Annotated in this window: 26 protein-coding genes and 1 pseudogene; 12 read left to right on the top strand and 15 right to left on the bottom strand. The window is 36.2% G+C overall.

What is annotated here, in order from left to right; all coding sequences use genetic code 11:
• Window positions 1-51: 51 nt before the first annotated feature.
• Entirely contained in the window at window positions 52-423 is a 372-nt protein-coding gene (locus AC3II9_RS17210) for a cupin domain-containing protein (protein WP_489157415.1), read from the bottom strand.
• A 1,086-nt stretch (window positions 424-1,509) separates the two neighbouring features.
• Between AC3II9_RS17210 and AC3II9_RS17215 the strand changes: the two genes are divergently transcribed.
• On the top strand, window positions 1,510-2,475 hold the full coding sequence (locus AC3II9_RS17215; protein WP_489157416.1) for a c-type cytochrome: 966 nt from the start codon (window positions 1,510-1,512) through the stop codon (window positions 2,473-2,475).
• Between the two features lie 70 nt (window positions 2,476-2,545).
• Here AC3II9_RS17215 and AC3II9_RS17220 read toward each other — a convergent pair whose 3' ends face one another.
• The gene (locus tag AC3II9_RS17220; RefSeq protein WP_489157418.1) at window positions 2,546-3,232 is read right to left on the bottom strand and encodes a response regulator transcription factor; all 687 of its coding nucleotides are present in this window, start codon (window positions 3,230-3,232) and stop codon (window positions 2,546-2,548) included.
• 1,149 nt (window positions 3,233-4,381) lie between these two features.
• Between AC3II9_RS17220 and AC3II9_RS17225 the strand changes: the two genes are divergently transcribed.
• Window positions 4,382-4,693, top strand: a complete 312-nt coding sequence (locus AC3II9_RS17225) for a YunC family protein (RefSeq protein WP_391370574.1) — start codon at window positions 4,382-4,384, stop codon at window positions 4,691-4,693.
• A 182-nt stretch (window positions 4,694-4,875) separates the two neighbouring features.
• On the opposite strand, the gene AC3II9_RS17230 is transcribed toward AC3II9_RS17225, so the two are convergent.
• The 3 genes from AC3II9_RS17230 to AC3II9_RS17240 all read right to left on the bottom strand — a co-directional run bounded on the left by AC3II9_RS17230 (window position 4,876) and on the right by AC3II9_RS17240 (window position 6,619).
• A complete protein-coding gene (locus AC3II9_RS17230; RefSeq protein ID WP_489157420.1) occupies window positions 4,876-5,193 on the bottom strand; it encodes a hypothetical protein in 318 nt (105 codons plus the stop codon).
• 150 nt (window positions 5,194-5,343) lie between these two features.
• On the bottom strand, window positions 5,344-5,676 hold the full coding sequence (locus AC3II9_RS17235; RefSeq protein WP_489157422.1) for a DoxX family protein: 333 nt from the start codon (window positions 5,674-5,676) through the stop codon (window positions 5,344-5,346).
• Window positions 5,677-5,776: 100 nt separating this feature from the next.
• Complete coding sequence (locus AC3II9_RS17240) at window positions 5,777-6,619, bottom strand: DUF2268 domain-containing putative Zn-dependent protease (protein ID WP_489157423.1); 843 nt, start codon at window positions 6,617-6,619, stop codon at window positions 5,777-5,779.
• 105 nt (window positions 6,620-6,724) lie between these two features.
• Here AC3II9_RS17240 and AC3II9_RS17245 point away from each other — a divergent pair, with 105 nt between their 5' ends.
• Complete coding sequence (locus tag AC3II9_RS17245; RefSeq protein ID WP_489157425.1) at window positions 6,725-6,985, top strand: hypothetical protein; 261 nt, start codon at window positions 6,725-6,727, stop codon at window positions 6,983-6,985.
• A gap of 280 nt (window positions 6,986-7,265) precedes the next feature.
• Here the strand turns inward: AC3II9_RS17245 and AC3II9_RS17250 are convergent.
• A pseudogene (locus AC3II9_RS17250) lies at window positions 7,266-7,391 on the bottom strand (glutathione-dependent formaldehyde dehydrogenase); the annotation flags it as partial.
• 143 nt (window positions 7,392-7,534) lie between these two features.
• On the opposite strand from AC3II9_RS17250, the gene AC3II9_RS17255 reads away from it, so the two are divergent.
• The 5 genes from AC3II9_RS17255 (at window position 7,535) to AC3II9_RS17275 (ending at window position 11,406) form a co-directional block, all read left to right on the top strand.
• Window positions 7,535-8,383, top strand: coding sequence for an MBL fold metallo-hydrolase (locus tag AC3II9_RS17255; RefSeq protein ID WP_489157427.1), 849 nt, complete (start codon window positions 7,535-7,537; stop codon window positions 8,381-8,383).
• Window positions 8,384-8,521: 138 nt separating this feature from the next.
• Entirely contained in the window at window positions 8,522-9,604 is a 1,083-nt protein-coding gene (locus AC3II9_RS17260) for a type III polyketide synthase (RefSeq protein ID WP_489157429.1), read from the top strand.
• Between the two features lies 1 nt (window position 9,605).
• Window positions 9,606-10,148, top strand: a complete 543-nt coding sequence (locus AC3II9_RS17265; protein WP_489157430.1) for an isoprenylcysteine carboxyl methyltransferase family protein — start codon at window positions 9,606-9,608, stop codon at window positions 10,146-10,148.
• Window positions 10,149-10,384: 236 nt separating this feature from the next.
• Window positions 10,385-10,993, top strand: coding sequence for a Yip1 family protein (locus tag AC3II9_RS17270; protein WP_489157432.1), 609 nt, complete (start codon window positions 10,385-10,387; stop codon window positions 10,991-10,993).
• A 122-nt stretch (window positions 10,994-11,115) separates the two neighbouring features.
• A complete protein-coding gene (locus tag AC3II9_RS17275) occupies window positions 11,116-11,406 on the top strand; it encodes a hypothetical protein (protein WP_489157434.1) in 291 nt (96 codons plus the stop codon).
• Between the two features lie 53 nt (window positions 11,407-11,459).
• Here AC3II9_RS17275 and AC3II9_RS17280 read toward each other — a convergent pair whose 3' ends face one another.
• From AC3II9_RS17280 to AC3II9_RS17300, 5 genes are all read right to left on the bottom strand, one after another.
• Entirely contained in the window at window positions 11,460-12,170 is a 711-nt protein-coding gene (locus AC3II9_RS17280) for an ABC transporter permease (RefSeq protein ID WP_489157435.1), read from the bottom strand.
• A 24-nt stretch (window positions 12,171-12,194) separates the two neighbouring features.
• Entirely contained in the window at window positions 12,195-13,073 is an 879-nt protein-coding gene (locus tag AC3II9_RS17285) for an ABC transporter ATP-binding protein (RefSeq protein WP_489157437.1), read from the bottom strand.
• 80 nt (window positions 13,074-13,153) lie between these two features.
• Window positions 13,154-13,372: a hypothetical protein gene (locus tag AC3II9_RS17290; RefSeq protein WP_489157438.1), complete on the bottom strand. Its 219-nt coding sequence runs from the start codon at window positions 13,370-13,372 to the stop codon at window positions 13,154-13,156.
• 54 nt (window positions 13,373-13,426) lie between these two features.
• Window positions 13,427-14,254 (bottom strand): MBL fold metallo-hydrolase, encoded by an 828-nt coding sequence (locus AC3II9_RS17295; protein ID WP_489157439.1) that lies wholly within the window; start codon window positions 14,252-14,254, stop codon window positions 13,427-13,429.
• A gap of 28 nt (window positions 14,255-14,282) precedes the next feature.
• Entirely contained in the window at window positions 14,283-14,669 is a 387-nt protein-coding gene (locus AC3II9_RS17300; RefSeq protein WP_489157441.1) for a hypothetical protein, read from the bottom strand.
• 180 nt (window positions 14,670-14,849) lie between these two features.
• Between AC3II9_RS17300 and AC3II9_RS17305 the strand changes: the two genes are divergently transcribed.
• The 3 genes from AC3II9_RS17305 (at window position 14,850) to AC3II9_RS17315 (ending at window position 16,830) form a co-directional block, all read left to right on the top strand.
• Window positions 14,850-15,263, top strand: coding sequence for an acyl-CoA thioesterase (locus AC3II9_RS17305; protein WP_489157443.1), 414 nt, complete (start codon window positions 14,850-14,852; stop codon window positions 15,261-15,263).
• Window positions 15,264-15,377: 114 nt separating this feature from the next.
• Window positions 15,378-15,812 (top strand): YugN family protein, encoded by a 435-nt coding sequence (locus AC3II9_RS17310; protein WP_489157444.1) that lies wholly within the window; start codon window positions 15,378-15,380, stop codon window positions 15,810-15,812.
• Window positions 15,813-15,927: 115 nt separating this feature from the next.
• Window positions 15,928-16,830 (top strand): hypothetical protein, encoded by a 903-nt coding sequence (locus AC3II9_RS17315; protein WP_489157445.1) that lies wholly within the window; start codon window positions 15,928-15,930, stop codon window positions 16,828-16,830.
• Between the two features lie 56 nt (window positions 16,831-16,886).
• On the opposite strand, the gene AC3II9_RS17320 is transcribed toward AC3II9_RS17315, so the two are convergent.
• Complete coding sequence (locus tag AC3II9_RS17320; protein ID WP_489157447.1) at window positions 16,887-18,062, bottom strand: FtsW/RodA/SpoVE family cell cycle protein; 1,176 nt, start codon at window positions 18,060-18,062, stop codon at window positions 16,887-16,889.
• Between the two features lie 340 nt (window positions 18,063-18,402).
• Between AC3II9_RS17320 and AC3II9_RS17325 the strand changes: the two genes are divergently transcribed.
• Complete coding sequence (locus AC3II9_RS17325; protein ID WP_489157448.1) at window positions 18,403-18,888, top strand: DUF4306 domain-containing protein; 486 nt, start codon at window positions 18,403-18,405, stop codon at window positions 18,886-18,888.
• A gap of 132 nt (window positions 18,889-19,020) precedes the next feature.
• Here AC3II9_RS17325 and AC3II9_RS17330 read toward each other — a convergent pair whose 3' ends face one another.
• The 3 genes from AC3II9_RS17330 to AC3II9_RS17340 all read right to left on the bottom strand — a co-directional run bounded on the left by AC3II9_RS17330 (window position 19,021) and on the right by AC3II9_RS17340 (window position 20,475).
• Complete coding sequence (locus tag AC3II9_RS17330) at window positions 19,021-19,707, bottom strand: TraR/DksA C4-type zinc finger protein (RefSeq protein WP_489157450.1); 687 nt, start codon at window positions 19,705-19,707, stop codon at window positions 19,021-19,023.
• Between the two features lie 53 nt (window positions 19,708-19,760).
• Window positions 19,761-19,943 (bottom strand): hypothetical protein, encoded by a 183-nt coding sequence (locus AC3II9_RS17335; protein WP_489157452.1) that lies wholly within the window; start codon window positions 19,941-19,943, stop codon window positions 19,761-19,763.
• A 76-nt stretch (window positions 19,944-20,019) separates the two neighbouring features.
• Complete coding sequence (locus AC3II9_RS17340) at window positions 20,020-20,475, bottom strand: GNAT family N-acetyltransferase (protein WP_489157454.1); 456 nt, start codon at window positions 20,473-20,475, stop codon at window positions 20,020-20,022.
• Window positions 20,476-20,681: the final 206 nt, after the last annotated feature.

A 20,681-nucleotide genomic window follows, 5' to 3' on the forward strand; every position in this document is an offset into this window, starting at 1 on the left:
TACTTGTATTTAGTTGCCATCAACAAGTTTGTAGGTGAGTTTTTACTTATTTTAATGCTGAAGTCCATACTTAATTTCTAAAAGAATTTGATTGTTGTTTAAATCTATACTTTCAATTACAAGTGCTATTAACCCATTATCAGATTTTGTTTCATGCCATTCTCCTGCTTCCCATAAAACCGCTTCTCCTTTAGACAGTTGTACAAAGTCATCTATATCGTTGCGGACATATCCTTCACCGGCTAAAACGACTAACAACTGTGGAACTACTGCTTTATGAAAACCAATAACACCGTTTTCCCTTAATGTAAATAATGATATTTTCGCTTCTGCTTCAAGTTGCGCAAATGGGGTAATAAAAAAATTAGAGTCAAAGTGTGTTACGTGCATACCTAAATCCATGTCAAATTTAAAGAATTTCATTATTCATCTCTCCTTCTATAAATGTATCTATCGTTCTTTACCAAAATTCATGAATGAACTTTAGTAAAATTTATGTATAAGGGCATAGATTGGGCCCTATGTGTGAGCAAACTAACAAGCCCCATCAGGTCAACACAATTGTTAATCACAAAGACTTTGCTACTATCGCTTTGCTTTCATGCAGATAAATTACCATACAATGTGATGATTTTCACATTGTTTCTGTATCGTTACCCGACAAAAGACGCCCACTTCAAGGAACGAGAAGGGTTTAGCCCAATAAATGAGAGTAGTTCAACGTTAAGGTCAACTACATGTTACATCAAAACGTTTTATTCTGTTTTTTTACATTGGAAATACCAACTACTAACCGAAATATGTATTTGATCTTGTATATCTTAATGCATTACTTACTGGTACGTATTATTCAAACATAAAATAAAAATAAAACTATTGTACTTGATGATGATTTATGTATTTTTATACTAAAAATAGCGTCGGATAATCTTATACATATTAGTTGAGTATTTCTAGTATTTAATAAAACTATTATAATACAAACATTAGTACAATAGTATTACTCTTCAATACCTTCTGTAAAGATATTCAACTAATGATATAAATACAATTCTTTATTAAAGTAGGGGAATGAACTTGTGCAAAAGCTATATATTAGGGAAATCCAATGCCATTCTGCATACACACTTGTGATTATAGAGTGTTCATTATAAATGACACAGACTGGATTGGATTACGTTTATTAGTTGGAGGATAATCATACAAGGTAACAGTGAAATCTGTTGAAGTAACCGTAACGCTCCACGGTATGCACTGAGCTATAGATATAAATTTAGCTACTATATCGACAAAATTGAATTCAATTGAATAATAGAGTCTTTGTAAAAAACAACACGTACATTTAATTATATTAAATGAATATGAATGTATGATGAAAATTTCACTACTTTTCTAATATATTCATATACTTACACTTTAGATATGACTATATTGTGTATTCCATGCGCAAGCAAACTAAACGCTGATTTATTATATTAAGATATAGCTAAAGAAAGGAGTGGGAAAATTATGAAACCACTAGCATTCATTTCTTCTATTATAGGTATTTGTATCGCTATTTTAATTGGTATTAGCATTAACAAAAGTGTAATCAGTGTTACTGAGCCGGTGCTTGAAGACACAACACAGGTGAAAACGGAAACAACAAGTCCTCCTCAAGTTGCTTCAGCTAATAGTCAGGTATTCCCTCAAATTAGTATGGAAGATGTACCTGATAGCAAAATGAAAGAAGCCATTATGTATGGCTACAATTTAGTGAATGAAACGCATGTCTATGCAGAGGAGAACGTCGGCAATCAACTTTCTTGTACAAGCTGTCACGCTGGTGCTGGTTTAAGAGATTCAAACGCTTCTCTTGTTGGTGTCATGGCAGACTATCCAAAATATATCGCACGTTCAGGAGATATCGTAACAATTGAAGAGCGTATTAACGGATGTATGGTCCGTAGTATGAATGGTACAAAATTTGAAGTCAATAGCGATGAATTGGAAGCAATGGTCGCATACTTCAAATATATTTCTGAAGGCGTAACAATTGGCGAAGAACGCCCATGGGCAAAATCAGCAGATATGAAAGCTGTCCCTATTCCTGATGTAGCTAATGGCGAAAAATTATTTACTGCCAAATCCTGTATTGCCTGCCACGCCGTTGACGGCTCTGGTACAGGCGCAAACACGGGTCCAGCATTATGGGGAGAAAACTCCTTTAACGACGGAGCAGGTATGGCACGCCTATCAAAAATGGTTGGCTATATTCAAGCATACATGCCTGTTGGTCAAGAAATGACATTAACAGATCAAGAAGCATCGGATTTAGCTGCTTATATTTTATCACAAGACCGTCCTGAATGGAAAAATCATGACAAAGACTGGCCAAATGGCGGTAAACCTTCTGATATTATGACGAAAGAACGCCGTGAACAGGCACAAAACGGGACAATTAATTGGAATGAAGTACTAGCTGATTTCCAATAATCACCTTGAGCTAACACAAATTTTTATGTGTTAGCTCTTTTCTTATACTTAATTTTATAGCTATATAACGTTATAAAGGCGTAACAAATTTATAGCCCAGTCCCCGCACAGTAACAATTCGCTTCGGGTTATGTCGATTTTCTTCAATCTTTTCACGTAATTTTTTGATATGGGCATCGATTGTTCGATCTAAAATTTCCCGCTCGATATTTGGATATAAATGCCTTACTAAATCCTCACGAGACAATATTACATTCGGATGGTCCATAAAGTAATAGAGCAATAAAAACTCATGCTTCGTTAATTTGACTGGTTTCCCGTATAAAAGCACTTCTCCTTTTCTAGGTTTAATACACAATCCATCCCAAATTAGTTTTTGACAAAAAAGCCCTGTCCGTCGAATGACCGCTTCCATATGAGCAAGCAATTCATTGATATCAATCGGTTTTGTTAAATAAGCATCCGCTCCTATTTTCAACCCATTGATTTTATCTTCTACGAGCAACTTGCTGCTAATCATAATAATCGAAACGTCTTGCGTATTTTGCTCACGCACCCACTGACAAAATGCTTCCCCGCTCATACCCGGTAATATTAAATCTAATAAAATCATACATGGATAATTTGCTTTAAATTTTTCAATCGCTTCTTCTGCTGAATACGCTACTGTCACTTCATAACCAGCTTGTTCCACTGCATCTTTCAGTATCGTAGCGAATAACCGATCATCTTCTACAATTAGTACCTTTTGATTCATATTAGCCCTACCCATTCCATTTTTTATACTGAATTTAAACGCACTTGTTGATTATTCATTTTGTATCAAAAAATTGTTTTACTATGTATTGAATTATATTTATGCTAACCGTTACTAGCTTCTCTAGCCTCTACTTACATAATGTAATTTGTCCTGCTGCACAAAATCAGTCGCAGCTTCATTCGTTAATCAACACAATTGAAAGTTTAACATACTTTTTACCGTACAAAATATGGAATACAGCCAATTCACTAGTTATTCAGCTTTATATACTAATTTTCATACATGTTAGCTCATAAAAAACTTTATTTCACGCCTGCTGATGAACTAATTATTTCTATACGTAGGCATGTGGCTGTAAACTGTAATGTCATATCATACTAACAAATATAGTTACTTATTTAAAAATACGTTCGCTTTATGCAACGTCGAATATTCCCGACTTTTTACATATTGAAAATGAAATCGTTCATTTCCGGGGAAATATTTCGAAAATTCCGTTATTTGATGGGTAATTAAAAACTTATAGCTTTTAGAACATGTATCTCTGTTTTTGCCTATCCAATTCAATCGAACATTTCTTTATGTATCCTCAGAGATGACAGGGGCTACTAGGCAACGATATGTGTAAATAGAAAGAAAATGATTTCTTTTAAAAAAGAGAAATATTTTTCTAGCATATTGAGAAGTATTTACTTTTGCCGTAGCGCGCCATCGCCACAGGAGCCGTAACAGGAGATCCAAACAGGCCGCGCCTGTTTTAGCTCCTGTGTAGGCTGTGGCAAAGCGCGGAGGCTATGATACACACCTTCCACTATTTAACTGGTATTGTTAGGATGCAATTTTGCTCATTACGAGTGCATCTCTAACATACCTTACGTTCTATATCATTTTCTTAATGAAAAACGATATTCACACGACCATAATGCTAAATCACTTTCAATAGGTCGTGGAATTGAAAAACTACTCTTAGTTTTTTCCTCATAGGCAAAAGAATTATAAATACTATATAGTCCCTATAGTGTTAACAACGTAACAATTATTTCTCAAAAAATGTGCAATAAAATCCCCCCTTACATTAAACCAGCAACATACTTTAACAACAATGAACATCTTTTTACCTTTTGCCATATGTATAGAGCGAAAGGAATGATGACAGTGGTTTCGATTGAACATCTCGAAATTCAAGGGCAGCCGTTTATGGCTGTTACAGTCCGTTTACCAAAAACAACGTTGCTAACCGTTTCAAATGATAACGGTTATATTATGTGTGGCGCTTTAGATGTAGGGCTTTTAAATAGCCGCTTAGCAGATCGGAAAATCCTTGCAGGTCGTGCTGTCGGTGTAAAAACAATCGAGGAATTATTAGAGGCTCCACTTGAGTCCGTTACGATTGAAGCAGAAGCAATCGGCATTTATCCGGGGATGATTGGAAAAGATGCACTACTCAAAATGCTTTAAAATACGTACGAAATGTTCTATTTCATTATTGTTTTTCATCAAATGAAGAGGCGTATTTGACATTGAATCGAATACGCTTCTTGTTTTTATGTGAACAATCCACTGTCTACATGCTTTCCTGTTGAAATACATAAAACGTACAAACTGAAATTTCACTTTGAAAAATGAACGATTTAGACCTCTCATCCTTTACGTTTTTTCATTCTGAATACTGTCATGATGACAAACAGAAGGATACTATAAATACTTACACCCACAATTAAAAGTAACGCCTCATTCATTAAGTATATTGGTGGGTAACCACTATGTTCATTCATTTGCCATTCTTCTGCTTTATACATGCCCCAAATTGTACTTACCATCAGCATATACAGCCCAAGTACTAAAAAAGATTTCGCGGGAAATAAACGCGATTTCTTTTTAGTTTTCACATCAAATGGGATTAAAAAATAGATGAACAATCCACTATATATGAGTAATATCACTATAACTTCTGACATATTCGCTGCCATTATCCCCTTATTTTTCCTTATAGGACTTGTAAAATGAAGAAAAGGTTCCTTTGTCTATCATCTTACTTATGAAAAAATCCTTCCTTATAGCCAATTAGCTAAAAGGAAGGCTCTTTTTAATAAGATATAAGTTTATTACTAGACAACTAGGAATAATAAAACTAAAGCGAAAACGCCCCCTAAAATAGTAGGTAGTAATTCTCTAAATGTCTGTGTCACACGTACATGTGTCCGTACACGACCAATCGCAAGCACTACTAACATGAGTGCGCCGTACATTACCAGTGTTTCATAATAAAACCCTAGTAGTAAACAAATCACTGCAACCATTTCTATAAAACCTACTGCAATACGGTGCTCATGTTTTGAAAAAGCTCTTTGATACATCTCTATGCCTGCTATTTTTCTAATACTGGTCATACTAAAAACGATTACAAGCAGCAATTGAAGGACTACTATTGCAACCTCCATGCTTTCCTCTCCTTTTGATTAATAACTTTATAATTCCGTTTTTTTCTATAACCACATAAAATGATCGTACAAAACTGATACTAGACTGTCCTATTCTCACTTAATCAGTAGAAAAATCAGAACCTGCTAATAGATCATCAGTAGGTATTTTGCATAAAGTGGATTGCTCTACTGGGCCTTTATTTTTCAAATATGATTGTACGATGTGGTAGCCAATACAGTAGCCAATCCATTTGGGTAGTTGTTTCTTTCGATCACCATATAAGTAGGCGTGATGATTCCCTACTCCTTTGACATTTAATGCTGGTACAAATGATTGTTTCCAAATCATTAGAGCTTCTTCATAGGAATAGCGCTTTGCCCATGGAGATAACGATTTTTCACCGTATAGCTCTTCTACTGCCCATTCTGCCATCCCCTCTAGCACAACGGAGTCCTTTAGCAACATTTCTTGCGGCGTTTTGTTTAAATAAAACAATCGGCAAATATGGTGGTACTCATGGACAAATAAAGTGGTTAATTCGGCTTCAGCTAAATCTGTTGTAACAAATAAAAATAAGGCTTTATTAAAAGCAACACCGTTTTTATTGGCTGTCATGCCATCGAATGTTGGTCTATTGTTTGTTAATGGATATATATAAATTCTTACCTTTGGCCCCTGCCACAGAGGCTTTAGCCTTCTATATTCTTTTTTTACAATGCCCCACACATCTCTTTCTTCTAGCTGCTTTACTGTATCATCTAAAGCCATCCATTCGTGCGGTTTAAATAGGCCACTATTTAACAACTCGTAGTAGAGAACTTCTTGTGGTACTTGCGGAAATAGCTTTAAGAGGGGGGTAACAATTATTTTACGCTGTACTTCAGCTAGTTGATTTTTAGGTTGTTGCTTACACAATTCACTTATTTTATATAGTAACTTCTGTGTAGGAATAACCGGCATCTTCTCACCCTTTTTTCCTTATTATATGTGCTGGACGAATAGCACGTGTCTATTAATTCCCATCACATATATTAGAAGATAGCTATAGGAAAAGGAGGTTAGAAAATGGGGCAATCTAATATGTACGATTTATGCTGTAAATACCAAGGAAAAAGAGTACGCATTACAGACAATCAAGGGCAAGTTCATGTTGGTATGATTACGCGTGTAAATCGAAGAATGGTTTGGATTCAACCCGATAGCGGCTTTGGTGGATTTGGCTTCGGCTTCTGGGGTCCTTACTACGGTCGTGGTAGAGCATTTGTTTATGGTGTTGCACTCGGCACCGTTACGGGTATTGTCTTAGCATCAGCATTCCTTTGGTAAAATGGATGACTCTCTCTTTTCATTAAAGCATCACATCACTCTCAGGCATTTGAAGTATTGATGACACTCCCTCCATTAAGTGAACTGTTTAATGTCTGAGAGACCTTCTCAAAAATAAAAAATAGCTTGTGACGTACTCATCAACAAGCTACTTTTGTTCGGATTTATTTACATTATTACCAACCTTTCATGGTTTTAGTACAAATTTAATACTTTCCTCTTCATGATCATGAAACATTCGGTATGCCTCACTTGCCTGTGTTAGCGGTATACGCCATGGTAAATCTGAGCCACAAATAGCCGTAGTCGTTATGCGAACAAGTATATCATCGCGCTTTTCTAATTTAGCGTCTGGCACTTCTTTTACTTGTACATCTTTCATACCTTGATAAGTTACTGCCTTCATGTTATTTCCCTCCATATTTCATATACATGTTTATTTTGACCAATGACATACTAAAATAACGCACTATCCACAATGATTTTTCTGTGTATAACAAGATTAGTTATTGGAACACTATTTCGTATCGTAAAAATGGAGGTTTTTAGATGAATGAGCAAATGAATTATGGTGAAGATTATAAGTTTATCCCTATGACATCCATATTAAGTATGGTAGGACAAGTTGTCGTTCCTGATATTTATTGTTATACCATTCAGGTTGTAAATATTTGCTTCATCGGCGATCCTTCTAACAATACTGGTTGGACATTGATAGACGCAGGCATGCCAAAATCGGCTAATGCCATTATTCAAGAAGCCGAGAATCGATTTGGTCCAAACACTAAACCTGATGCTATTCTCTTAACGCATGGACACTTTGACCATATCGGCGCTATTATTGAATTAATCAATCATTGGAATGTACCTGTCTATGCACATAAAAATGAAATTCCATACTTAACAGGACAGATGAATTATGCTAATCCAGATCCTACTGTAGGTGGTGGACTTGTTGCTAGGATGTCTCCGATATTCCCAAATGATGCAATCTCACTCGGTAACTATGTGCAACCTTTGCCGGAAGATGGCTCTGTTCCGAACCTAAAAGATTGGCAATGGCTTCATACACCAGGACATTCTCCAGGACATGTATCGTTCTTTAGAGAATTAGATCGGTCGTTAATTGTTGGTGATGCATTTGTGACGGTCAAGCAGGAATCCCTTTATCGAGTTCTCATGCAAGAAAAAGAGTTGAGTGGTCCACCAAAATATTTGACAACAGATTGGGACAAAGCGTGGGAATCAGTAAAAAAATTAGAGGCACTGAAACCTGCTGTTGTCATTACAGGTCACGGCATCCCTATGTCTGGTGAAGAACTCGCACAAAGCTTAACACGACTCGCTACAAACTTTGACCAACTCGCTATCCCTAAGCAAGGTCGTTACTTAAATTAGTCTTTCAAATGAGCTATCAAACGTAATCGTGAGATAGCTTATTTTACTTAAGAAAAGCTTCTACACAACTTATTTGTATATTTCCCCCTCTCCTTCAATACATTGAAAAGAACACTTATTTAAGAAGGAGATGTGCTTATGCCTAAAATTGCTTCGGTTAGTACATATACACCACCTTATACATTGCAACAATCGAACATTGAGGAATTAACGAAAGAACTATTCCAGGATAAGATTCCTAAACTTGAACGTTTACTAACAGTATTTGATAATGCTGAAATAGACACACGCAATTTATGTGTACCTGCTGAGTGGTATCGTCATGAACATTCATTTGAAGAACGCAATCGTCTTTATATTGATTTAGCTGTGAACTATAGTGTAGAGGTCATCGAGCGATGTTTAGCCAATAGTGCTTTCCTCGATCAACCAATTTCGACTGAAGACATCGATGCTCTTATTTTTGTAAGTAGTACAGGCATCTCTACACCTAGTATCGATGCGCGTGTCATGAATATCCTACCCTTTTCTGATCGAGTCGTGCGGATACCGATTTGGGGGCTTGGCTGTGCAGGAGGCGCTGCTGGCATTAGCCGCGCTTATGATTATTGTAAGGCCCATCCGACAGCAAAAGTGCTCGTCGTCTGTATCGAGCTATGTAGCCTCACATTCCAGAAAAACGATTACTCTAAAAATAACCTCATCGGCACAGCGCTATTTGCAGATGGTGCTGCCTGTGCACTTGTTTGCGGTGACGACGTAGCGCTGCCGCAAAATAAACGCATGCCGCATATTCTTGGGTCAGCTTCCAAATGGAGGCCTCAATCTGAAGATGTGATGGGATGGAATGTAAAAAACAGCGGCTTTTACGTTATATTTTCTAAAAGTATTCCTTCTATTATTTCTACATGGCTTGGTCCATTCATTCATGAATTTTTGGAGGAACACGGACTTAGACCAGAACAAATAGAGCAATTTGTCGCTCACCCTGGAGGAAAAAAAGTATTACAAGCTTATGAGGATGCACTACAACTTACTGAGCACCATACCGCTATCTCTCGCAATATTTTGAAACAGCATGGCAATATGTCCTCCCCGACCGTCCTTTATGTGTTAGAGCAATATTTACTAAAAAAACATGTGTCCAATACGTACGGCTTATTAGTGGCACTTGGTCCTGGCTTTAGTGGGGAAGCCGTATTATTGGAATGGAGGGAGTAAAGTGATCTTTTTTGTCCTATTCTCCATTGTTATTATTCAACGATTACTCGAGCTGGTCATTGCCAAACGCAATGAAAAGCGCATGCTTGCAAAAGGCGCTTATGAAGCAGGGGCCTCCCACTATCCATTTATGATTTTATTACACGTCAGCTTTTTTGTTAGTTTACTAGTAGAAGTATTATATTTTAACTTAACACCATCTCCTATGTTTTGGTGGTTACTTGTACTTTTTCTCTGTACACAAGCGTTACGTGTTTGGTGTTTAACTTCTTTAGGGGAATTTTGGAATACGCGAATTATCATTTTACCTGGCGCCAATGTTGTGGCAAAAGGGCCTTATGTCTATATGAGACACCCTAATTATTTAGTCGTTTCTCTTGAAATTGCCCTTCTACCGTTTATGTTCGAGGCGTATGTTACCGCCGTTTGCTTTACCATTTTAAACGGCATCATGCTATCCGTTCGCATTCCTACCGAGGAAAAAGCATTAAAAGCCGCAACAAACTATGAAGAATATGTACATCGTAAACAATCTAACATATAATGAGAAACAGTGTTTTTATTCATTAAATGAATGTCACAATCAATTACGCCTTGGCGTAATTGCGTCTCGGTTCGGCTTTGTGCTTGCACAAAGAACTCCATTCCGAATCCATGACATCCGCCGGAGGGTTAACTTCTTTTAGCGGGTGTTTGAACACACGCTAAAAGAAGTTGATACTGACAAATTCTGTTATTTTTAGTATACTAATATGGATTACAACTTTGGAGGTGCTTCGTTTGAATCCTTTTATTTCCGTATGGTTACATCCTAAACAAACCGCTCGTTATGTCATTGATCATAAACCGATTTGGTTTGCTATCGTGCTTGGCTTAGTAGGGTTTATCGCTACTGGGTTTTCAGTCTTTCAAGACTCCGAGGTATACCCTGACTTTTCATATGTATGGATCTTTTTAATCAGTATCTTTTTAGCTCCACTACTTGGCATTGTGATTATGTTTATTTACGCGGGTGTTATTTATTTAATGGGGAAACTACTCAAGGGGACAGGTGCTTTTTGGGATGTGTTTAAAGCTTCTTCCCTATCCTATATCCCAACAATTATTACGGGTCCATTGTATATACTATGGATGTTTGTCGCTCCTGAAAGCTTCTTCTTTCCAGATGTAACCGATGCCTTTGCTATCATAATGTCTATCATTACGATTGTCACAATGGTTTGGGGGATCGTCATTTCTGTAGGAGCGATTGCAGAAGCGCATCAATTCTCGATTATGCGTGCCATTGTCACAATAATCGTCCCTACGATTTTACTAATTATTTTCTTAACAATCATATTTACTATAATTGCGATTATTTTTGTTGGGCTATTCAGTAGTTTCGTTTAATTATTTTCATATGAAAGGCAAGGGGCTATGCACTTCCCCTTGCCTTTATTTATTGTCTTCATTACCTCATGTTAGGAACTATTAACATTGGATTTCGTATTAAAAAAGGGAGGTGTTGGAGCGTGAATAGAATGATAATGATGATTGTAATTTGTATAATTATTTTACCAATCGCTATAGGTGCTACGTTTGTTTATAGTAAAAAAGTAAATGAAAAAGAACAACTTATTTTAAGTGAAGTCATTGCTTTTATCAAAAAGGAAGAAAGCAGTGTACATATCGAACAATTGACAATTATTAAACCAACCCTTTTTTCTGGATATGATGCATGGTATGTTGAAAGAATGGATACAAATAAAATATACCACTATCAAAATGGACAAGTAATGAAAACTGAATTAAGTAACAAATAAGTAAAATTTACCTCATATCCTATGTTTAAATGATGATAAAATATTCAAACTTACTAAAAGGTGCGCTTACGCTGAATAATAAACAGAAAAACCCCTATAAATAGACTGCCATAGATGAAAATCCAACCAAATTGCCAATAAAATAAGCCAGGTATAGTTTGAATATGATCGCCTGAGGTCATCATTTCTAACGGAAGATGAACAGGCGGCATAAACCAGATAAGCCCTTTTTGTAAGATGGCTGTATTCTTCAATGTCGCCATTACTAAAGACAAAATTAGTATACTCAGCACACCCCACCACGTATTGATACTACTTTTAACAATTTCTCTCGTGAAAAGAGCAGACAATGTAACAGCTAAAAATGAGAGACTAAAATGTGATAACAAGCCCATCATTATATGTACTGGACGAGCTTCCACGCCAAATGCGCCAAAAACAATTGGATAGGCTACCGCCACTACACTTAAACAAAAGGCAATGCACGTAGCAATTATAAAAAGTGATAAATAATATTTCCCTAAGCTTCGAGCATGCAATAACGTGATTTGCTTTTGTCCCCTTTCCTCCACATGAAATAAGGTGACTGTAAACCATCCCGTCATAAAAAAGAGCAAAAGAGAAGTAAACGAGTAACTATCTAATATCGGATTCGGTATATAAGTATAATTCACGATTAACCATATAATAAAAATGGATAATGGAGGAATATATTTATGGGATCTTATGTAACTGCTAAATTGATAGCTTAGTAAGCCTTTCATTAGTATTTCACCTCCTCCCCACCTCTAAAAGTTTTGGTAGAACGACTCTTTCTTTGTATTGATAGGAAGCAATTGCTTAATTGATGCTTCTTTTAAAATAAGCGCCTGTATTACTTTATCGGTGTTCTCCTCTTTTACGATTCCCTCTACCCTATTCACCATAGCGCTCAAACTACTTTTTTTCGTAATTTCTATAAAGGGAAGTAATTCTTTAAATGATTGTTGTGTCGAAATTTCAAAAATCAATTCATTGATTTGCTCGGTCGTTCCCTCTGACACATTTGTTTCGACTAATTGACAATCCTGAATGAGCAGCACCCTATCTACTACATTTTCAATTAATTTCGTCTCATGGCAAGTCAAGATAATACTTAATCCTCTTTCTTTCAAAGTTAACAGAAGCTGCTCTAAATCTGTTTGGGCTGTCGGATCAAGTCCAGAAAGTGGCTCGTCTAATATTAGAAGGTCAGTCTCTTCTAGCATCGCCTGCATAATCATTATTTTTTGCTTCATCCCCTTAGAGAAATCGTTCATTCTTGTTTTAGCATCATTTTGTAAATGAAATGCGTGGATTAGCACATCTATTCGATTTCGCAGTTGCTGCTGATCCATGCCTCTAATCGTCCCCATATGAAGCAAGTATTCTTCAGGCGTAAATCGTACATCTACAGGCGTTACTTCAGGGACATAGCCTATTTTTAGCGGCTGTATGCACTGCTTTAGCTCACCTCGGTCCGGCTTTGTTAAACCGCCAATTATTTTTAATAACGTACTTTTCCCGGAACCATTCTTTCCAACAAGTGCTACAATTTCACCTTGAAAGATGGATAACGAAATATTTTCTAACACTTTTTTATTTTTGTATTTCTTATGTACATTCTTCAATTGCATAATCATCGTCATCTATATAACAGTCCCCCCTTTACTAAAAACTAAACTATTGCTTTTTGCTCTTACAAATATGTGATCCTCAAGTGTATTCATTACTGCATCATCTGAGTATATAGGTAAAAGTGATAAATAACCGGTATGAGTAATGCGACTGCTAGGCAAAACACTGCTGCAAGTGTAGATTGTTTAATGAGCCGCTCATCCCCATCTTTCAAATGTCGAAAGAACATGAGTGTGCAATAAAAGCATAAAATTATGAATACACGCGGTAAAATATCGACCCATATAGCCGAACCATATATATTTTCCATCTACTCACCTCCCCCATTAAGTAACTCCCTATCAACATTTATAAAAAGTACACCTTATTCTGCAATCTCTATTGTTTTTCCTGTCAGTAAACAATCTAATTTTTCTTTTAAAATTGTTTGTAAAATGGTGTAACCTTTTGGACCTGTACAATGGCACGAGTAAATCCGAGTAATCGGTAGCTCATTTAACGTATGCCCCATTGCAATGATTTCTTCTTTTGTTTTTCCTAATGTATTAATAATTGGAAGCCCTATTAAATGAAATCCACCAATGATGGCGGCGATCTGCTTATTCGGAAACTTATTCAATACTGTTTTAGTCATGTGTACAATCCCGTGATGACTACATCCGCTAAATAACACTAATCCTTTTTCACTTTCTATTACTAACATAATCTCATGATTAAAGTCGTCTAACGCTTTCTCTTCCCCCTTATACAGGTTTTTCGTATACGCACCTGTCGGCTGTAAATGCATAATATGAATGCCTTCTGCTATTTCCATATCTTCATTCACAAATTTCATCCGATGGCTGTAAGCATGATTCACTGCAGGAGTTGCGCCTACTTGGTGATAGTACGACCCAAGCTTTAACCAATGAGGGTCTAGTGCATGTGGTGATAAGTAAATGGGGGCATGTTGATTTACTTTACTTAAATAATTTAATCCGCCAATATGATCAGAATGCCCATGTGAAATCACTACTGCATCAGCTTGATGTAAATCGATATTTAACAGTTGTGCATTTTTTAAATACGAGTCATCTGGTCCTAAATCAAAAATAATATTTGCCTGCTTCGTCTCAATATACAAAGATAAGCCATGCTTCGCTATGAATTGTTGATGATGTTTTTTATTTTCTAAGATTGCTGTAATTTTCATAAGATTCTCCCCTTACTAAATCAGCCCTTTATTCTCTATAATGCGCTGGAACCTTTACAAGTGCATATCGCCCGGTCCACATTTCGGTCGTGACAATTAACCGTTCATCGTCCTTTTCAAAAAATAACCCACCGCCTTCCTGTTGCTTAAATTCCCAGCCGTTTAAATGAAGCATCTGTTGAATGTTTTCATTTACACCCAACATGCCATTGTCATCAAGCTTTGTTATATACCAAATGATGTCTCCTTCTGTTGCTAGCTGTACCATTTTTTCATCGGATACATCAATTTTTTGCAATACCTCTTTTGCGGTAACATCATTTATTGGAAGTGCTGGGTAATGCCATTTGTTTAGAAACATATACAGCGTAGCTACTACAATACAAGCTATAAAGCCAAGCACTATTTTTTTCACAAACCATCTCCTCCTTAAAAGGCTATACTATTTGTACGAAAGATTAATGAAAATGTTTCAAATTAGTCCATAAATAGGCATTAAAGCACATGAAACAACAGGGTGATTCCTGAACGAATTCCAATTTTTATATTCTATCACCATCACCCTATTTCATATATTCACAATATGGAGGTGGAAATGATGATATTAGAAACAACCTATATCATTCAAGAACAAGATATAGACGAATTAGGTCACATGAATTACATGAACTATTTAAAATACTTAGAGGATGCTCGGTTTAAATGGTTTGAACAAGCATGGCTTTCCTTAGAGGAACTAGTTGCACAGCAAAAAGGCATTGTCGTATTAAAGTTCGATATGTCTTACTTAAAAGAAGTACGGTTAGATGAAACGATCACAATCCGTACGATCCCTACTAAATTAGGGAATAAAAGCTTTACACTGAAACAGGCAATCTATAATGAACACGGAGATGTAACAAACGAAGCAACATTTATTTTTACGATTATGGATTTAATCGAACGAAAAAGCATCCCTGTACCGGATGAAATTAAAAAACAATTTACTGAAGTAAATAGTGGCTATTAAAAACAACGTTCAATCAACTTTCAACTAACCGTGCTATATTTCACATTCAAAATAGTATGTATTGTCTTCTATTAGGATAAACTTTCCGTATAAACAACTTTAGGAGGCAATCATATGCTAAGAGTTCAATCTGACATCATTGGAAAATATGCACATTTCGGGCAACTACGTGAACGCATTGAAAAACACGGTTTCTCCATCGGCGGGAACTGGGATTATGATAAGGGCAGTTTCGATACGACTTTGCACTGTAACCAAGAAGAGGGAGAAACGATTTATTTACGGATGCCGTTTGAGGTGACTGAAGGAGAATTAGATGGCTATAATACGGTGATTCGCTTCCAAGAGCCATATGTCATTAAACACGTTGTCCATGTTGGGCTAGATTATGATGGTAGCTCTTTAATGGATACAACGGGTTTTAGTCAATTCCAATCACCTGTTGATAAAGATGCCCCAATTATCGATAAAAGCAAATGGGTGCACATGAGTGAAGAGCTTGTATCACAAGAAGTTCTACCTTATATCCAGGCAGAAAATATTTATTAATATACAACAAACTAGCCCTACATATGAGTATGGCTAGTTTTTTCGGTCATCGAACTGTAAAAAAAATACATATAAACCGATAAACACTATATATACTTTAATGGAGGATGATCACATGAAAGTCAATGCTTCCCAAAATACTTCTACTACTGTGTATTCAACCACAACGAATAAAAGTATTCATTTTGAAGAAGTATTAATGAATACACAAGTACTTACAAAGGAAAATGAACAGGCTTCAAATGAGGTTTATAAAAAGCTTTCAACACAATACAATGTAAGAAATGCCACATTCGAGGAAATCGTCGATATTGCCCATGCTTTATATGAAGCAGGTGAAATGACAGGGAAAGAAGTGACTATTTTAACATTTGATTATGAAAGAGCGACAAATTACATGAAACAACATGCACCTACGCCCGTGTCAGCCGACTTTAGTATGTATGAAACTGACGCCAGCACAAACGGTAAACGAGATTGGATTGAAGAGCTTCAAGCAAGAGCGGCTAAGGCTTTACAATATGGAGATTTGATAGGTTATGAAGCTAGGCAAAAAATAGCGAATACATTAAAACAAATAGATGAATACGAGCATTCAACCATTTCTACATTTGACGACTTACAGAACAGCAAACTAACCGTAGAAGAAGCAAATGCAATGGTCGACGAAGAAACAGCCATTCGAAGTGGACTATTACCAGAAGATGCACCGAAAGAATTGCATGAGTATATGCATTCGCTTTCTTTACGAGAAAAGATGCATTTATTTATAATGCTCGCAGTGCAAGATATAAAGGCAAATGCATATAAAGATCATAATGGGCATTGGAAAGTGTACTCCCCTGGCGATTCAAATTATGTAGATATATTTAAATTACCTGACTTTAGCTATACAAAATTAGCAGATTTGATGTTAGACGATTTAGAGTTCCAGCGAAAATACATGGAAATAGACGAATATGAACTAGGGTTATCCGTGTTAACTCACTTCAAGTTGATTGCAGAAAGTAAAGAATAGTATAGATACTACAAGAAGAACGTATATTCTAAAGTTGTCATATACGTTCTTTTAGTTTATGAACTACTGACCTCTTCATACTCTATTTTAATAAAAGCTAGCATTATGCCAATCAGCATGAAATTGGATAATAGCGAGCTCCCACCGTAACTTAAAAACGGTAATGTCACACCCGTCACTGGTAACAGCCCCATTGTCATGCCAATGTTTTGACATATTTGAAATGCAAACAGCCCAATGATGCCAGCCCCCGCTGCATATACAAATGTCGAATTCGCCCTGACGATAATCAACAGAAAACGGTAGATTAATAGAAAGTACAATAAAATGACGAGCGCTCCACCAATAAACCCTAACTCCTCTGCCACTGTGGCAAAAATGAAGTCTGTATGTTTCTCGGGCACATACACATTATTTCCTAAAACCCCTTTCCCTGTTACTTCACCAGACCCAATCGCTAATATCCCTTGTCTTGTTTGATACGCCGAATCCTCATGTTCAAACGGATGCAGCCAGCCATTGATTCTAGAAATTTGGTGTGGTGACAACTGCCCTACTAGTTGATCTGAATAAAAATGAGGAAATTGAAAATACGCAATGATAATTGCAATGAGGAGTGTTACAGGTATTAACGCGAATGAAATTAATATTTTTTTGCTAATTGCTGAAAAATAAAGCATCGGTATTAATAATGCTGCATAAAGCATAATCATCCCCGTATCGGGCTGTTGATAGACGAGCAATATAGGTGGAATCGTTACAGCAGCAATTTTCCCTAACAAGAAACAATCTGACAGAAATGTTTGATTGTCTATTTTTTCATGATGGCTCTCTATGAGCTTTGCTACGACTAATACAAACGCAATTTTTAGAAATTCAGAAGGCTGAAACGAGCCAATCCATTTAATTTGATACCATGCCTTCGCCTCATTCACGGGCTTCGCAATACTTTCCGGCGCAAAAATTAGTCCGACTAACAATAGAACAATTAAAGCATAAAAATACCAATCTATTTTCTTTAAATGTTCCATTTTTAAAAAGGCAATCCCTATCATGAAAGTAAAGCCCATGACGTAAAAAATAATTTGCTTAGTCACAAATGAACCTGAATATTGGGCAAATACCTTTGTACTAGAGTAAATAAAGACACAGCTAATTACTCCCAAAATCCCTATATACAACAGGATATACTTATCAATATAGCGCTCAATCCCAACGCTTGTCCTCCTCATCCTTGACCTTATTACACACAGTATGTTTACCTGCAAAAGCTTATGTGTATCACAGTGTTATATAGTAAAGAGTCGTTACTAACACTAGATTCTTCAACAAAATTCAAAGTTGAAACCTAGCAATTGTCCACTTCCGTCCAAGAAGATCTTTTCAGCGTAAATAGGTGCCCTTCTTTCCTCACTTGAAAATAATTTATTTCAAAAATTACCCTTATGTTATGCAGATAAATAAAAGTTATAAGAATTAGAAAATACATAATCCATTTTTATCAAATAAAGGAACTATATTATCCTATTATCCGTCTGAAGATAGAGCGAGATTTACATAGGAGGCACTCTATTGTTTAAATATGTTGTTCAAATTCTTATAGGTATTTTTATATTTTGGGTTTCGGTGTTCGTTTCTTGGTATGAAGGAAGTAGTATAATCGAAAACTCACTCGAATGGAGCTATTCAACGCCCTTCACAAATAGTTTAAACATTGAAATTATTACAGGAAAAGAAATTGTTCCTTTAGATTATTTTATTTATGCCGCGAAGTTTCAACCTGTATTCCCCATATTGATGTTGCTAAGTCTTATTTATATAGCGGCTATAGTTATTTTAGTTGTAGCTAAATTTAACCGTCATAAGTGGGCAACTATTATCACAATAATCATTAGCTTATTTTTAGTAAGTTTTAATATTACATTAACGGATGCAACGACAACTGGCGGGAAAGCATTATTCACATTCACTTTAATAGGCACGTTTTTTCTGATTTTTCTCCTTATAATGAGCTTACGAAAAAAATCAGTTTCCAAGCATTTGTTAACGAAAACCTAAATAAAAGCATGTCTTCTGAAACACTCTACTTGTTCATCAAAAATTAATCCAATTCCCAAATATACTGACCTATATAAATAAGCCGCTACTCTATTTGAGTAACGGCCTATGATTTTTTATGCAGGATAATTGTTATTCATCTAAATAATCATATTGTCGGGCTCGTTCAATTTCCATTCTGGAGACTTGCCCTGTTAATTCATCAATTTCAGAAATCGGTAAAGATTCAATTTCTTCATCCATTCCAATTTCTTCTGGGTCATCATACAAGTCATTGTAATCATCAAAATCCCCTTCAAAATCGGACGGTGTTTCGGACGTTCCATAATGGGCAACTTCTTGGAATGAGTCTTCATAGTCATGAATATCGTCTTTATCGTCCCGACCAGCGAAGGAATTATCAACAGCTGGCAGTATCACTTGTTCTTCAACGGGACGATCCGTTGGGACACTTCTTGCCTCTGCATGTTCTATACAAAAAAATGTATATGGAACTGCACTTAAACGGTCATATGGAATATCTTTTTGACATTTAGCACAAACTCCATATGTTCCATCTTCCATCGCTTGTAATGCTGCCTTTACTTTCGCTAATTCATCATCATTATGCACCTTTAACGCCATGTCTTTTTCACGTTCATATAACTCTGTTGCTAAATCGGCTGGGTGGTTGTCGATCGTCGACAATTCATCGACGGAATCGCGTAAACTGCCTTTGTCTAAAAGGTCGTCTTCCCCAACAATCCCTTCTAATAAATTTTTTCGTTCGATTAACATATGTCGTAATTTCGTTTTCTGTTTTTCAGTTAGAATGGCCATCACGTCCTTCCTTTCGTTTGTAGTATGAGCGGATTGACGTGAAGTTATAAATATTATTCGTTTTGCTTGCTATGAATTTGACGCGCATTGATGAAAAATGCCGTTCCTAAAATGAATAATATTAAACAGATCCAAAGCGAAATACCTGCATAGTTATTATGAAAAATCGTTACATTCGTCAAGTTTACGAAGAGCATTAAGCCCATCACGACATACATAGCTTTGATAAATTTCATTAGTTATCTCCTCCTTTTTTCTTAATGGCCCATTATAAATTTTTTATATTATAATATAGTGCCGGATAATATGTTTTTATGCTAAATCCAACGAAAACCGTACCATATCTACACATTGAATACCATTTTCAAAAATCGGTGCTTTATAACGGCGGGTGAAAAAATCTTTATCGATATGTGTCATACGAAATCCACACTTTTGATAGAGTGCTATTTGTGAAATACTAGAATCTCCAGTTCCTACCTCGATTGTCTTAAAACGAGCTAGCTTAGCAATCTTTATTGCTTCTTCCACAAGCAGTTTCCCTAGCCCTCTTCCCTGCTTTTCTTCTGCTACAGACACATTGACTAATTCTACCGTTCCTGGCCTTGTTGGTATTAACACAAAAACACCGATTATGTTATCATGTTCTTCTAATATGTAGCATTTCCCTCTTTGTATATATTCTTTAATTATTTCCTCAGACGGATCGGCTTGGAGTAATAAATCCATCGGTAATGGTTCGTCGTTTTTTAATAATCGGATATCCATGTCATTCCTCCCTCTTCTTTCTCTACTAACTTGTGAAAGCGCACTGTCATTACTGTTCTTCTCATTTTAACTCATTAAACATCAAAAAAGGCATAAGTCCGATACGATACCGAACTTATACCTACATAACGTTGAATAAAGTATATATAAAGGTTTTTTATATTACAACTACTTCATGTTTCACCATACACTTAAAATGCCTGAGC

The organism is Lysinibacillus sp. RU7 (genome assembly GCF_057837305.1).

Coding starts and splice junctions, on each gene's coding strand:
- AC3II9_RS17210 (WP_489157415.1), bottom strand. CDS start 423: ATGAAATTCTTTAAATTTGACATGGATTTAGGTATGCACGTAACACAC.
- AC3II9_RS17215 (WP_489157416.1), top strand. CDS start 1,510: ATGAAACCACTAGCATTCATTTCTTCTATTATAGGTATTTGTATCGCT.
- AC3II9_RS17220 (WP_489157418.1), bottom strand. CDS start 3,232: ATGAATCAAAAGGTACTAATTGTAGAAGATGATCGGTTATTCGCTACG.
- AC3II9_RS17225 (WP_391370574.1), top strand. CDS start 4,382: ATGATGACAGTGGTTTCGATTGAACATCTCGAAATTCAAGGGCAGCCG.
- AC3II9_RS17230 (WP_489157420.1), bottom strand. CDS start 5,193: ATGTCAGAAGTTATAGTGATATTACTCATATATAGTGGATTGTTCATC.
- AC3II9_RS17235 (WP_489157422.1), bottom strand. CDS start 5,676: ATGGAGGTTGCAATAGTAGTCCTTCAATTGCTGCTTGTAATCGTTTTT.
- AC3II9_RS17240 (WP_489157423.1), bottom strand. CDS start 6,619: ATGCCGGTTATTCCTACACAGAAGTTACTATATAAAATAAGTGAATTG.
- AC3II9_RS17245 (WP_489157425.1), top strand. CDS start 6,725: ATGGGGCAATCTAATATGTACGATTTATGCTGTAAATACCAAGGAAAA.
- AC3II9_RS17255 (WP_489157427.1), top strand. CDS start 7,535: ATGAATGAGCAAATGAATTATGGTGAAGATTATAAGTTTATCCCTATG.
- AC3II9_RS17260 (WP_489157429.1), top strand. CDS start 8,522: ATGCCTAAAATTGCTTCGGTTAGTACATATACACCACCTTATACATTG.
- AC3II9_RS17280 (WP_489157435.1), bottom strand. CDS start 12,170: ATGAAAGGCTTACTAAGCTATCAATTTAGCAGTTACATAAGATCCCAT.
- AC3II9_RS17285 (WP_489157437.1), bottom strand. CDS start 13,073: ATGACGATGATTATGCAATTGAAGAATGTACATAAGAAATACAAAAAT.
- AC3II9_RS17290 (WP_489157438.1), bottom strand. CDS start 13,372: ATGGAAAATATATATGGTTCGGCTATATGGGTCGATATTTTACCGCGT.
- AC3II9_RS17295 (WP_489157439.1), bottom strand. CDS start 14,254: ATGAAAATTACAGCAATCTTAGAAAATAAAAAACATCATCAACAATTC.
- AC3II9_RS17305 (WP_489157443.1), top strand. CDS start 14,850: ATGATGATATTAGAAACAACCTATATCATTCAAGAACAAGATATAGAC.
- AC3II9_RS17310 (WP_489157444.1), top strand. CDS start 15,378: ATGCTAAGAGTTCAATCTGACATCATTGGAAAATATGCACATTTCGGG.
- AC3II9_RS17315 (WP_489157445.1), top strand. CDS start 15,928: ATGAAAGTCAATGCTTCCCAAAATACTTCTACTACTGTGTATTCAACC.
- AC3II9_RS17320 (WP_489157447.1), bottom strand. CDS start 18,062: ATGAGGAGGACAAGCGTTGGGATTGAGCGCTATATTGATAAGTATATC.
- AC3II9_RS17330 (WP_489157450.1), bottom strand. CDS start 19,707: ATGGCCATTCTAACTGAAAAACAGAAAACGAAATTACGACATATGTTA.
- AC3II9_RS17335 (WP_489157452.1), bottom strand. CDS start 19,943: ATGAAATTTATCAAAGCTATGTATGTCGTGATGGGCTTAATGCTCTTC.
- AC3II9_RS17340 (WP_489157454.1), bottom strand. CDS start 20,475: ATGGATATCCGATTATTAAAAAACGACGAACCATTACCGATGGATTTA.